14 protein-coding genes and 2 pseudogenes are annotated in these 11376 nt (G+C 43.6%); 11 read left to right on the top strand and 5 right to left on the bottom strand.

Going from position 1 to position 11376, the window contains the following annotated elements; all coding sequences use genetic code 11:
* Positions 1-689, bottom strand: a pseudogene (locus DPF93_RS20885) (tyrosine-type recombinase/integrase); the annotation flags it as partial.
* A 205-nt stretch (positions 690-894) separates the two neighbouring features.
* Here DPF93_RS20885 and DPF93_RS20880 point away from each other — a divergent pair.
* The 5 genes from DPF93_RS20880 (at position 895) to DPF93_RS20860 (ending at position 4021) form a co-directional block, all read left to right on the top strand.
* Positions 895-1509, top strand: coding sequence for a hypothetical protein (locus tag DPF93_RS20880; RefSeq protein ID WP_114767922.1), 615 nt, complete (start codon positions 895-897; stop codon positions 1507-1509).
* A gap of 341 nt (positions 1510-1850) precedes the next feature.
* Complete coding sequence (locus DPF93_RS20875; RefSeq protein WP_114767921.1) at positions 1851-2348, top strand: GNAT family N-acetyltransferase; 498 nt, start codon at positions 1851-1853, stop codon at positions 2346-2348.
* 268 nt (positions 2349-2616) lie between these two features.
* A complete protein-coding gene (locus DPF93_RS20870; RefSeq protein ID WP_114767920.1) occupies positions 2617-3126 on the top strand; it encodes a ClbS/DfsB family four-helix bundle protein in 510 nt (169 codons plus the stop codon).
* A 216-nt stretch (positions 3127-3342) separates the two neighbouring features.
* Positions 3343-3699 (top strand): SH3 domain-containing protein, encoded by a 357-nt coding sequence (locus tag DPF93_RS20865; RefSeq protein ID WP_114767924.1) that lies wholly within the window; start codon positions 3343-3345, stop codon positions 3697-3699.
* Between the two features lie 4 nt (positions 3700-3703).
* Positions 3704-4021: a DUF2834 domain-containing protein gene (locus tag DPF93_RS20860; RefSeq protein ID WP_114767919.1), complete on the top strand. Its 318-nt coding sequence runs from the start codon at positions 3704-3706 to the stop codon at positions 4019-4021.
* Between the two features lie 86 nt (positions 4022-4107).
* Here the strand turns inward: DPF93_RS20860 and DPF93_RS20855 are convergent, their stop codons facing one another.
* Both DPF93_RS20855 and DPF93_RS20850 read right to left on the bottom strand, forming a co-directional pair.
* Complete coding sequence (locus DPF93_RS20855) at positions 4108-5139, bottom strand: methionine synthase (protein ID WP_114767923.1); 1032 nt, start codon at positions 5137-5139, stop codon at positions 4108-4110.
* A 28-nt stretch (positions 5140-5167) separates the two neighbouring features.
* Complete coding sequence (locus DPF93_RS20850) at positions 5168-6145, bottom strand: DUF1852 domain-containing protein (protein ID WP_114767918.1); 978 nt, start codon at positions 6143-6145, stop codon at positions 5168-5170.
* Between the two features lie 349 nt (positions 6146-6494).
* Between DPF93_RS20850 and DPF93_RS20845 the strand changes: the two genes are divergently transcribed.
* From DPF93_RS20845 to DPF93_RS20830, 4 genes are all read left to right on the top strand, one after another.
* Positions 6495-7307, top strand: coding sequence for a sulfite exporter TauE/SafE family protein (locus tag DPF93_RS20845; protein WP_114767917.1), 813 nt, complete (start codon positions 6495-6497; stop codon positions 7305-7307).
* 345 nt (positions 7308-7652) lie between these two features.
* A complete protein-coding gene (locus DPF93_RS20840) occupies positions 7653-8045 on the top strand; it encodes a VOC family protein (RefSeq protein WP_114767916.1) in 393 nt (130 codons plus the stop codon).
* A gap of 31 nt (positions 8046-8076) precedes the next feature.
* Entirely contained in the window at positions 8077-8397 is a 321-nt protein-coding gene (locus tag DPF93_RS20835) for a putative quinol monooxygenase (RefSeq protein ID WP_114767915.1), read from the top strand.
* A 306-nt stretch (positions 8398-8703) separates the two neighbouring features.
* A complete protein-coding gene (locus tag DPF93_RS20830) occupies positions 8704-9081 on the top strand; it encodes a hypothetical protein (protein ID WP_114767914.1) in 378 nt (125 codons plus the stop codon).
* 126 nt (positions 9082-9207) lie between these two features.
* On the opposite strand, the gene DPF93_RS20825 is transcribed toward DPF93_RS20830, so the two are convergent.
* Complete coding sequence (locus DPF93_RS20825) at positions 9208-9600, bottom strand: VOC family protein (RefSeq protein WP_114767913.1); 393 nt, start codon at positions 9598-9600, stop codon at positions 9208-9210.
* A gap of 430 nt (positions 9601-10030) precedes the next feature.
* Here DPF93_RS20825 and DPF93_RS20820 point away from each other — a divergent pair, with 430 nt between their 5' ends.
* On the top strand, positions 10031-10618 hold the full coding sequence (locus tag DPF93_RS20820; protein ID WP_114767912.1) for a hypothetical protein: 588 nt from the start codon (positions 10031-10033) through the stop codon (positions 10616-10618).
* A 67-nt stretch (positions 10619-10685) separates the two neighbouring features.
* Here the strand turns inward: DPF93_RS20820 and DPF93_RS20815 are convergent, their stop codons facing one another.
* A complete protein-coding gene (locus DPF93_RS20815; protein ID WP_114767911.1) occupies positions 10686-11021 on the bottom strand; it encodes a zinc ribbon domain-containing protein YjdM in 336 nt (111 codons plus the stop codon).
* 195 nt (positions 11022-11216) lie between these two features.
* Here DPF93_RS20815 and DPF93_RS20810 point away from each other — a divergent pair.
* A pseudogene (locus tag DPF93_RS20810) lies at positions 11217-11376 on the top strand (IS3 family transposase); the annotation flags it as partial.

Below are 11376 nucleotides of genomic sequence, written 5' to 3'. Positions count from 1 at the left end.
GGGAGATATGTTTATTAATGCCACACTGTTTAAGCACGCGTTTCATGGCTTTTTGTATGCCGCCGCGGTCCATTGGGTTATCAAGGTGAGAGCCTTTACCTGGGAATAGCCACGTGGGATGACGATGGGTTTGCCAATAGGCCCGCAACACATGAAGCGTCCGATTGGGCAGTGGCACGAGTCGGTCTTTGCCGCCTTTACCATTGCGTACATGAAGCCTGCATCGTCTGCGCGTCGATGTCATTCACGGTGAGGTTTAAGCCTTCTCCGAGGCGCAGTCCCATCGAATAGAGAGTAAGAAAGAAGACTTGATAGCGAAGTTGGTGAGTGTGGCTAATCAACTGTGCAACCTGATTAGGCGTCATCACATCGGGCAACGTTTGGGTGCGGGGTGGTTTGACAATGTTGAGCCATTGCCACTGTTTATTGAGCGTATAGCGATAGAAGAACTGCAAGCCGTTACGGTCGAGTTTGATGGTACTCCACGAGTGAGTTTGGATCAGGCTGGCGAAGTATTGCTTAAGTTGGTCGGTGGTGAGCGTGTCAGGGCAGCAATCAAAATGGCGGGTTATCCGACGAACCGCACGGGAATAGGCATCAATGGTTGCGGGTCGTTTACCTTGCAGTTTAAGGTTGGTAAGGTGTTGTTCATAAAGCGAATGGTAGCGGTTGAGTTCATTGGGTGTCATGGTCTTTACTCCTGTCTATCCCATCGGTTGATTGGGTATCAGAAGTATGGCGCTTATGCGCTTTACTCTGCCGCGCAGCGGCTTCGTTCAACAAGGCAATCAAGGTGACGCGTTACGCTCGGCGGTTTTGGTATTAAGTTAGGTGTGCTTGGTTAGTTCAGCGTGGCGCACCTTATTGCAGGCGTTAGCTTAAAGGAGTAATACGATGAAATGGTGGGAAAAATCAGTAGAGTACTACTTTGTTAAAAAGTTTCTTCCATTGGAAACAATGATTTCTGCATTTGATGGAAAGCATGAACAAATTGGTGATGTACTTTTACAACATGCTGACAGATGGATAATGATCGAGTTCAAGGTTGATAAAGATGCAATCAATAGTGAGAAAAATAAATTTCATGACTATAAGTCAGCTTTTGAAGAGTTGTCTGCCCATGATGGTCATCATTTTCTCATTTACGGCGCTATTCACTCAGAAAATGAAGAGTTCTGCTTGTGTGGCGATACATACTTCTCTGGACAACCTTCTGGGAATATTAAGAAGATATTGGCGTCAGGGTTAAAGAAAGATGCTTTCTTAACATATCTCGATCGCTTTTTGTTTCATAAAAATGGAGGTCCTAAAGGTGGTGGTGGAGGTGGTGGCGGTTTAACTTTCAAGGATTATGCTTTGGTTGCAGGAATTAGTTGTGACAATAAGATCGTTGAGTGTAAAACCCTACAAGAGTTTGGACTTGAAAATGGTCTTAAGATTGAGCATGAAAAAGTTCAGTCTCGCGGCTATTCCATAGATAGAGATCTAGATGGACCGAGCTTCCCTTAAGCTAACAAATAAGGATTAAGCGCTGCGTAGCCAGCGTTAAATCCCGAGTGTTGAACAAGCCCGAGCCTCTATATATGTAAATTGTGCGATCTGCTCTAGAAGGGTGGCTGCCTTGATGATTTGTAAACGCCCCATAAACCCACGGGGCGATTTAGTTGCAGCTAAAGTCTGGGTCTCACCTTACCCGATTTGAGTGGTTATTATCCATACAAACAATTTAAGCAGGTTCGCAACGCTCGGCATTTTGGGTTTGAATCGGCTTCAGTGTTTACGGCACAATGGTCTAGTTAGGTGGTAGCGTTGCTCACTACTTAATTGGGCGTTTGTTCTAGGGAGATAAAATGGAATTTACGAGTGCTAGTGAGGCACATTTTGAAGCAGTAGCCCAATTGGTGTCTTCTCCGGAAGAGCTGTATTCAGTTTGCCCTTCAGGCACTTATCCGTGGGATTATGAGCAAATTCGTCAAATCTCAGAGGCAAGGTCAGATTTGACGGTGTGTCTTATCGAAAATCAAGTTGTTGCCTTCGGAAATCTATATAACGTAAAGCCATCGGAGAGCGCTTTCATCGGTAATGTAGTCGTATCCGAGGCATATAAAGGTAAGGGTATTGGGAGAGCCCTTATTGAGTATTTGAGTTCAAAATGTTCAGATGTTTATCAAGCTCAACCCCGCTTGTCTGTGTTCAATTACAACACGCGCGCTTTGCTGCTTTATACCAAACTTGGCTTTGAGCCTTATGGTGCAGAGCCTCGAATTTCACACGATGGAGAAGCTGTTGTTTTGCTCCACATGTATAAAAAGGTTCGAACATACGAGGCGTTTAAGGCGGATTCCTAGCGCTTGGCGACTTCGGCCGCAAACTCGGCTCTGCGGTTCTGGACAATCTCAACTGGAAATCCGGCTTTTGAAGATACTCAAGATCGACACTATGAATTCGTAATGCGCCTAGAGTTGTATGAGGTTTTAGTAGCACAACCATTTAAGCGAGATTCGCACGCATGATATTTTCGGTTTGAGCGAGCTTTAGTCTCGACAGAACGCTGGTTTAGGTAGAGCATCGTGTTTCTCGCCTCTACATCGGGCGTATTGTGAATGGAGAATACAAATGTCTTCTGTACCAAGAAATAAGCATGAGTTGGAGTTAGCCATAAACTCAATTTTCCCGAAACTTATGGCAGATTACCGTTCAATTCCACAGAGTAAAGCTCGTCAATCTGGCATAGAGGGGAACGTAAAAGATACGGTCATTAGTGTCAGTGATACTGTGGCGTACTTGATTGGCTGGGGGAAACTCGTCCTTAAATGGCATCACTTAAGCTCTCAAAACCAAAAAGTAGACTTTCCTGAAACTGGCTATAAATGGAATCAGTTGGGGCTACTCGCTGAAAGCTTCCAGCAAGAATATCGTGATTGGCAATACGATGCTCTACTTATCGAGCTTGAGACTACGGTCAACGAAGTTCTCTTACTCATTTCAAGCTTGAGTGATCATGAGTTGTATGGGGTTGCGTGGTATGAACAATGGACTTTGGGGCGCATGATTCAGTTTAATACCTCATCGCCAATGAAAAATATGCGAACCAAAGTTCGGCGCTTCAAGCGAGAGTTTATATAACAAACGGTTTCGATATGCTCTGCGTTTCTAGCTAGCAGATGCAACCATCAAGCGATGTTGGTGCGCACAATCGATACTCGCTTTTGAAGGCATAACAAAGAGAAATTGATATAGTTTGTTGAAATACCTCTCATTAACTGTGTTTATATACAGTAATTATGTTGTATCTCGCTACTATAGAGCCTGTTTACTTAAAGCGGGTAGTGAGAGGTAATGATGAAGGTCGTGGTGGTTGAGCAGCATAAGTCAGAATATCCGGAGCCATTTTATTTAAAGCAAGGCGAGTTGGTGACATTGGGTGAGATGGATGATGAATTTCCCAATTGGATTTTTGTTACTACGCAAAGCGGCGAGAAGGGCTGGGCACCTGTCCAATATATCGATATACAGAACCACGTTGCGCTTGGGGTTTTGAATCAAGATTATGACAACAACGAGTTCAATACGGAATTAGGCGAACGGCTTACCGTGCTGTTTGAACTGAACGCTTGGTACCGAGTATCTAGAGTAAATAACGAACTTGGCTGGGTGCCAGTAAATACAGTTTCAGCGGAGCTGAATCAACAGGGATGACGATATGACAAAGTTTTATCTTGCGCTAACAGTATTGGGCATTTTACTGCCGTATGGTGCGTTTTTACCGTGGCTGCTTACTCATGGCGTGGATACTTCTTTGCTCTACCAACAGGCAACAGTGAACCCAATCAGTATCGGCGCATGGCTTGATGTGGTGGTGGCTGTTGTCGCTCTGTTAGGCTTTATTTGGATTGATGGTCAGCGACAGAATATTAAATATCGCTCTGTTGCCGTTATTGGCACGCTGACGGTTGGTGTCTCATGTGGGCTGCCGCTTTATCTCTACCTGAGAGAACGTCAATCTAGAGTTGCAAACTAAATCACACTTAGCAGATGATGAGTAACAACGCTCGGACTAGGGGCCGAGCGTTGCTGTTCATCAACGATTATCAACTATCAACGAAGCTATTCGTTCGTTAATTCTGCACGAACAATCTCAGCGCCAGCGTGTAAGGCTTTTAGCTTAGCGGTGGCAATATCGCGAGGTAAAGGTGCCATGCCGCAGTTTGTGCAAGGGTAGAGGTGCTCGGCATCAACAAATTCTAGTGCTTTACGCAAAGTCGCTGCCACCTCTTCGGGTGTTTCAATGTCATTCGTCGCCACGTCAATAGCACCCACCATCACTTTTTTACCGCGGATCAATTCAAGCAATTCGATAGGCACGTGTGAGTTGTGGCATTCTAGAGAAATAATATCGATGTTAGATTGCTGCAGCTTAGGAAAGACTTGTTCGTACTGTCGCCATTCTGTGCCAAGCGTTTTTTTCCAATCTGTATTGGCTTTGATACCATAGCCATAGCAAATATGCACCGCAGTTTCACACTTAAGCCCTTCGATTGCGCGTTCCAGGCAAGCAATGCCCCAGTCGTTAACCTCATCAAAAAAGACATTAAATGCAGGTTCATCAAATTGGATGATATCGACACCAGCAGCTTCAAGCTCTTTCGCTTCTTGATTGAGAATTTTAGCAAACTCCCATGCGAGCTTTTCGCGGCTTTTGTAGTGCGCATCATAAAGTGTGTCGATCATTGTCATAGGACCGGGCAATGCCCATTTGATCGGTTGATCGGTTTGTTGTCTTAAAAATTTGGCATCTTCGACAAAAACAGGCTTTTTGCGCGATACCGGACCAACGACTGTCGGCACACTGGCGTCGTAGCGATCGCGAATTTTGACCGTTTCACGCTTCTCAAAATCAACACCTTCTAAGTGTTCAATAAACGTGGTCACGAAGTGCTGGCGAGTTTGTTCTCCGTCACTGACAATATCAATACCGGCATGTTGTTGCTCTTGCAAAGAGAGGCGCAGGGCATCTTGTTTACCGCTGACAAGCTCTTCATTTTGCAGTTTCCATGGCGACCAAAGTGTTTCTGGTTCAGCGAGCCAAGTTGGTTTTGGTAAGCTACCAGATGAGGAAGTAGGTAATAACTTTTTCATAATATTTTCAACCGTTTCACTGAATGAGTTAAAGCGCGTAAGTTTCTGACCACTGCTCAAGAATGCCTTGGTATGGCTTGATGAAGTGCTGCTCAGCAAATTTACCTTGTTCGATCGCCAATTTGCTGCGCTCTTCTCGGTCGTAAACGATTTGCGTCAGTGAGTGATCAGAGTTTTTCAAGTTTGGCTTGTACAACTTGCCAGCCGCTGCGTTGGCGTTGTAGATCTCTGGTCGGTAAATCTTTTGGAATGTTTCCATGGTGCTGATGGTGCTAATAAGCTCGAGGTTAGTGTAGTCATTAAGCAGATCGCCACAGAAATAAAACGCAAAAGGCGCGACGCTATTTGCTGGCATAAAGTAACGAACTTGAAGCCCCATCTTTTGGAAGTACTGCTCTGTTAACGAAGATTCGTTTGGTAGATACTCGAAACCGAGTACAGGGTGGTGATTTTCAGTGCGCTGGTAAATTTTATTATCAGAAACACTTAAACAAATCACTGGCGGCTTTTTAAAACTCTCTTTGTAGGTGTCAGACTTAATAAATAAGTCGAACAACTTGCCATGTAAATCCCCAAAATTATCAGGGATGCTGAAAGTGCTAGCATTTTTATTGTGATCGAGCAGTAGCACACTAAAATCATAATCGCGTACATAAGAAGAGAAGTTATTACCCACAATTCCTTCAATTCGCTGATTGGTTTGATTGTCGATAATATTTGTTTGCAGAATTTCTATTGAAGGAAAGGCTTCACTGCTGCCCTTAATTTCCATATCAACCGAGATAATCTTAAGTTCGAGTGAGTAACGGTCACCATTTGGGTTATCCCAATTTGCTAATGCGTTAAAGCTGTTATCGATCATGTTTAATGCATTGCGTAGGTTAGCTTGACGATCGTCACCACGGGCAAGGTTGGCAAAGTTTGTCGTGATCCTTGTGTTATCTGATGGGTGATAATTCTCGTTAAAATCAAGGCTGTTAATCGCGAAAGTAAATTCTTTAGACATGGTGAGTTGGTATCCTATTTCCAAATTGTGAGCTGACTTTTTCCTTGCCATATTTAGGGGTTATTTTCTGTTTTACTCATTCCCTAATTTGCCATGACATTGTTGTGGTTATTATTTTTGCCACTCAAGTTATGTGTGTATTTAAATTAATAAAGGGCATTGCTGGTTTTATACTGAGTTACGTTGGTGATTGGAAATGGATTTAGCTCAACCTGAATATGAGAAATATTCATGATCTATTTTATTTGAAATGTTAATTGCTTGTTGGTTATATTGTGCAACTTTGTACATTGATAATAATGTCGGTGTAGCGATGGATCTTACATAATCACTTGGAGAGGGAATTTAAATGAGTGACACATTGTTGCTGGTTTTCTACTGTACTTTACTCGGAAGCGGCGTTGGCTTTTTAGCTGGCTTGTTAGGTATAGGCGGAGGGCTGGTCATTGTGCCGGTGCTCAGCAGCATTTTGATCCATTTCGAGGTCTTGCCGCATGAGCAGGTGATTATTGTGGCGGTCGCAACATCTTTAGCCTCTATTTTGTTCACTTCTACCTCTTCAGCCATTGCTCATCATAAAAACGGTAATGTCCCGTGGGATCTGGCGCCGTGGATCATGACCGGTGTTGCTCTAGGGGCGCTTCTAAGTGGCTTTATGGCGGCGCTGTTACCTGAACAAGTGGTGAGAATAGTATTTGCTGTTAGCGTAACCTTGATAGCGTTGAAAATGTTTTATAGCAGCTCGAAGAAAGAGTTGGACAACGAACGCAATATGCCAAATAAAAGTGTCCTTACGACGTTCACCACTATTACAGGTGGGTTGTCAGCTATGATTGGTATCGGCGGCGGCGCTTTGCTGGTTCCGTTACTCACTTTCTTCTCAATTGATATCAAAAAAGCGATTGGCTGTGCTTCTGCGTGCGGCATCGTTATCGCACTGTTTGGCTCTGTCGGATATATCACTTCGGGTACTAGTCATTTTGCTCTCCAAGAGGGTTTTGTTGGCTTTGTTTACCTACCTGCGTTAGTGGGTATCGTCTGCACGTCTTGGTTTATGGCGCCTATCGGGGCTAAGTCGATTCAGCACTTGCCAGTGCCGACAATTAAGAAAATATTTGCCGCTTTGCTTCTCGTGATGGCGGTGAATATGGCCGTGAGCTAAAGCGTTTGATGTTCCACTAAACCTACCTTTCTATTTGCGGCTTTCGTCAATCAGTTTCAATCCGTTCCAATCCAGAGACGCGAAGCCGCTATGCCAACCAAACATGATGAGCCACATTTAGCCCTCAAAATAAGCCAGTCAACGAGCTAGAGGGTTTATCTTCTTAAAGCTCGCTGACTGCGAGCTGCTTAAAACTTTACCTCTTTAGCTTGGAGTGCGGCTAAAAAACCGTTGACCTTAACTTAACTTGAGGTTCTAAGTTGTCTCTAAACCAGTTCGGTAATAAGGAAAGCAAATCAGCAATACCAAGCATGAGTTTTGGTTACGCTGATAAAAGGAGAATTTATGAACCTAAATCAAGTCACGTTGGCGGTTAATGATATCGCCCAAGCCGTCGAGTTTTATCAGACTTTAGGACTTAAGCAGATTGTCAGTGATGTGCACTACGCGCGATTTACTTTGCCTGACGGTGACGCCACTTTCTCGGTGTATTTAGATCCAGATAAGCAATCATTACAAAGCCGTGGCGTGATCTATTTCGAGTGTCAGCAACTTGATAGTAGGGTGGCTGAACTTCAAAGCCAAGGCATCGAATTTGAGACCGAGCCAACCGACAAACCTTATCTGTGGCGTGAGGCATCACTTAAAGACCCATCAGGTAACCAGATTAAACTTTATTGGGCAGGTGACAACCGACGTGATCCTCCGTGGAAACTGGGAAAGAGCGAAGGCGCATAAGAATTCGAACATAGACCAATTAGGAGGGAATATGTTTATAGCCGTTTATGAATTTGAGATTAAACCAGGAACTGAGAACAGGTTTCGCCAAGCGTGGCTTGAGGTGACCAAGGTCATATATGCCAAATGTGGCAGTTTTGGTTCACGCCTACATACATCAGACATACCCAATACCTTTGTTGGTTATGCGCAATGGGAAAGCCAACAAGCGTGGGCAAAAGATCATCAATTAACTGATGAGTTGTATTTGCGAGCACGAAATGAAATGCGCGACTGTTTAGTTAAATCGACCACAGTGTACAAGCTTGAAGTTTGTGATGACTATTTGCAAACATCGTTAAGTTCGGGGTGATAATTACGCACTATCTGTATTCCACTTTGCTAAAATAAGCCTACAACTGACTAGCTAATCAATAACGTGATTTGCGTCGTGTTATCACTAGGTAATGCGGCGCACAGCACATTTGAACTCCTGCCGCGACTCTCGTCAATTGTTACCTTAGTGAGCTACGTGCTGCAAGGCAAAGAATGTTGGTTATACGCGTCGCTAATTAGGCGTGTTGACTTATAACGTGCGGCGTTTTTCGTTGTTTGGACGCGTTTTCTATGTTTGATGGTAAGTGAAAAAGAGCGAGTGTTCGGTTTTAAGGAGTAGGTGATGAATATATGGTTATTGATCGCGGGGGTATTGGGCATTTTTACTGCGTTAGTACATGTTTTTGCTGGGCAAGTTGACCCTGTACGACCGTTTTTAAAATCAACGTTAGCAGAAGTGCCAAAAGCCACATTGTTGGCGTGCTGGCATTTGGTGTCGGTCACTTTGATTTCCAGCTCGTTAGTGATCCTGTACATCGCGTGGTTTGATTTCTCACTGCAATATTTGCTGGTGCAGTTTATAGGCTGGCTTTACGTCTTATTTGCCTTGGTGTTCATTAGTGTTGGCTGGTACTTTTTTGCTCACAAGGTGTTTTTCACGCTGCCACAATGGATATTATTATTACCTATCGGCGGGTTAGCGCTCTACGGGACGTGGTAAGTCGATCTATTAGATATCGGTAGGCGACCGTCGATGAGATTAAGCGAAGTCTGCGAAAAAAGAGTGGCTGGAGAAATGAAAGGCGAAACGTGTCTATTTCGCCTTACCTTGCTAGAAAAACTTAGGTTAGTTACGAATTGCGCTTGCTAACCACCAAAGGTTGCCCCATTGGTCTTTGATGCATGCTGTACGTTCGCCAAAGGAGTTATCTAAAGGTTGTTTAATCACTTGCGCACCGTGTTCAATCGCTTGTTTGACGATCTCTTCAACGCTTTCAACATACACGAGTAAAGAGCTGGTTGCTTTTTCATCACTGATATTGGTTTGATGTACTGAGAGAATCGCGTTTTCAATTCTTAGGCTAGCAGTGAGCAGTTGACCTTGTGGATCTTTTTGCTCTTTCACTAGCTGGGCATTGAATAGTGCCTTGGTAAATGCGGCAAAAGCGTTGAGATCTTCTAGCGCTAAGTAGTTAGAAACAATCGGGGTATTTGGTGGTAAGTAATCTTTCATAATCATGATGTGATCTCTCGTAAAGACAAGGTTCTCGTCGGTTCAACTAAGAACAACTTAACAACTAGGCTTACAGTAAAATGCTCCACTTGGGAGGCTCAAAAGAACGTTTGTCCAAAGCAGGGACTTAGCCTGCTGATAGAAAATATATCGCTGCTTTGGACCTCAGAACCATGACCAAAATCAACCTTTAAAATTCACGTTTTAAAAACCTTCGAGGCTTTTCTCATAGGGTGATAGATGCGTATCTCCTGTCGACAATAGCCGTTCAACAGCGGGCAAAAATGCTGGAACTATCAGCATAAAAATCAGCGTAAGGTAAGGATTGCCGCCAAGGCGCTCCCTAGCCTGTACTTTAATGGCAGTTCACGCCACAATATGCACAGATGGAATAAAAGTTAGACAATCTAATACAAGAAGAGCGATCGGAGATTTAATGTTTGAGCCAGTAACGGAAGAAGACTTTGGGGTCAAAATCGCGTTGTGTGCACCGGAACAAACGGAGGTCTTGCAACACGCAGACTTTGTTGCGTTTGGTGAATTGAGTGCAGAGTTAATCGCGCAACAGCAGTTTGACCTATTACTGGTCGTTGGTGCCTCTCCGCTACAAACCGCATTGGTTAAATATTGGTGTGAAGAGAGTGGTTGTATTGCTGCGTGTGTTGAAACATTGGATAAGAATCAGTGTGATGCTGAGAACGTTATTGTTAACTTGAAAGACAAATTTGAAGGTCGTGAGTTTCCAAATAATGTTGATGTCGCTGATGTTAGGCATCTTGCTTATGATGATAACCAATTGCTGGCATTTTCGACCAAAGCGCAGTTACTCAACTTTCTGAGTGATGAAGAGTGCCCAGATGTGACAGGCGTGTTTTACCTCATGCATGGCGAATTTTGTGTAGATAGGTTTAAACAAGAACATGTCGATGTCGCGCAATATGTTTCTGAAAACGCGACTATTTTCTATAGCTACTTATCAAAAGGGCTAGGAGAGTGCACGGCGTTGGTTTCAGTAAGGCGCTAAGCATGATTGGCTTAATCAAAATTAAGCCAATCTTGGTCATCGGGTTAGTAAAAGCGAGTGATTAGACCTAGGCTTTTTTGACAAACTGCGCGGTGACCATCATTTCTCCCGCACCATCAACTTTGCAATCCAATTGATGATCTTTTCCTTCAACAATTCTTCTAATTAAGGCTTTGGTACCAATCTTTAATACCAGTGAACTGCCTTTAACTTTCAGATCTTTCGCTAAAGTCACTTTGTCGCCTTCTTGAAGCAGTGTGCCGTTGGCATCTTTAACGTTCAGTGCTTCGTCTTCGCCTGAATCTACAGGATTCCATTCGTAAGCACATTCAGGGCACACAAGGTTAGCTTGATCTTGGTAGACATATTCGGATTGGCATTGAGGGCAAGGAGGTGTAGACATAATCGTAATCTTATTCATATTAAGTTTGTTGTTATTCTAGTACTTATCTAGTTAATTTATCAATGAGTTAGGTAGTTAGAGCAGTTACGTTTGGCAAAAACAAAAAAGCCAGCGTAGAAAACGCTGGCTTACATCATAAGAGTGACCCGTCCTAAATAAGGTTGACACAACCCAATCAGAAAATTGGAGAGTGTTATGAAATCAGCAGCTAGACGAACCCAACGTGACTATTCACTCGCTTTTAAATTGGATGTCGTTGACCAAGTTGAAAGAGGTGAACTGACTTATAAACAGGCTCAAGAGAAGTACGGCATACAAGGTTGTTCTACAGTATTAGTGTGGCTCCGAAAACACG

It is taken from the genome of Vibrio rhodolitus, from assembly GCF_003350325.1.
Lineage (GTDB): Bacteria > Pseudomonadota > Gammaproteobacteria > Enterobacterales > Vibrionaceae > Vibrio > Vibrio rhodolitus.
This window is presented reverse-complemented; position numbering and strand designations above follow the sequence as displayed.

Bases quoted from the DNA above. Each gene is read 5' to 3' on its own strand.
- DPF93_RS20880 (WP_114767922.1), top strand. From the start codon at position 895: ATGAAATGGTGGGAAAAATCAGTAGAGTACTACTTTGTTAAAAAGTTT.
- DPF93_RS20875 (WP_114767921.1), top strand. From the start codon at position 1,851: ATGGAATTTACGAGTGCTAGTGAGGCACATTTTGAAGCAGTAGCCCAA.
- DPF93_RS20865 (WP_114767924.1), top strand. From the start codon at position 3,343: ATGAAGGTCGTGGTGGTTGAGCAGCATAAGTCAGAATATCCGGAGCCA.
- DPF93_RS20820 (WP_114767912.1), top strand. From the start codon at position 10,031: ATGTTTGAGCCAGTAACGGAAGAAGACTTTGGGGTCAAAATCGCGTTG.
- DPF93_RS20825 (WP_114767913.1), bottom strand. From the start codon at position 9,600: ATGATTATGAAAGATTACTTACCACCAAATACCCCGATTGTTTCTAAC.
- DPF93_RS20835 (WP_114767915.1), top strand. From the start codon at position 8,077: ATGTTTATAGCCGTTTATGAATTTGAGATTAAACCAGGAACTGAGAAC.
- DPF93_RS20860 (WP_114767919.1), top strand. From the start codon at position 3,704: ATGACAAAGTTTTATCTTGCGCTAACAGTATTGGGCATTTTACTGCCG.
- DPF93_RS20850 (WP_114767918.1), bottom strand. From the start codon at position 6,145: ATGTCTAAAGAATTTACTTTCGCGATTAACAGCCTTGATTTTAACGAG.
- DPF93_RS20845 (WP_114767917.1), top strand. From the start codon at position 6,495: ATGAGTGACACATTGTTGCTGGTTTTCTACTGTACTTTACTCGGAAGC.
- DPF93_RS20855 (WP_114767923.1), bottom strand. From the start codon at position 5,139: ATGAAAAAGTTATTACCTACTTCCTCATCTGGTAGCTTACCAAAACCA.
- DPF93_RS20840 (WP_114767916.1), top strand. From the start codon at position 7,653: ATGAACCTAAATCAAGTCACGTTGGCGGTTAATGATATCGCCCAAGCC.
- DPF93_RS20870 (WP_114767920.1), top strand. From the start codon at position 2,617: ATGTCTTCTGTACCAAGAAATAAGCATGAGTTGGAGTTAGCCATAAAC.
- DPF93_RS20830 (WP_114767914.1), top strand. From the start codon at position 8,704: ATGAATATATGGTTATTGATCGCGGGGGTATTGGGCATTTTTACTGCG.
- DPF93_RS20815 (WP_114767911.1), bottom strand. From the start codon at position 11,021: ATGTCTACACCTCCTTGCCCTCAATGCCAATCCGAATATGTCTACCAA.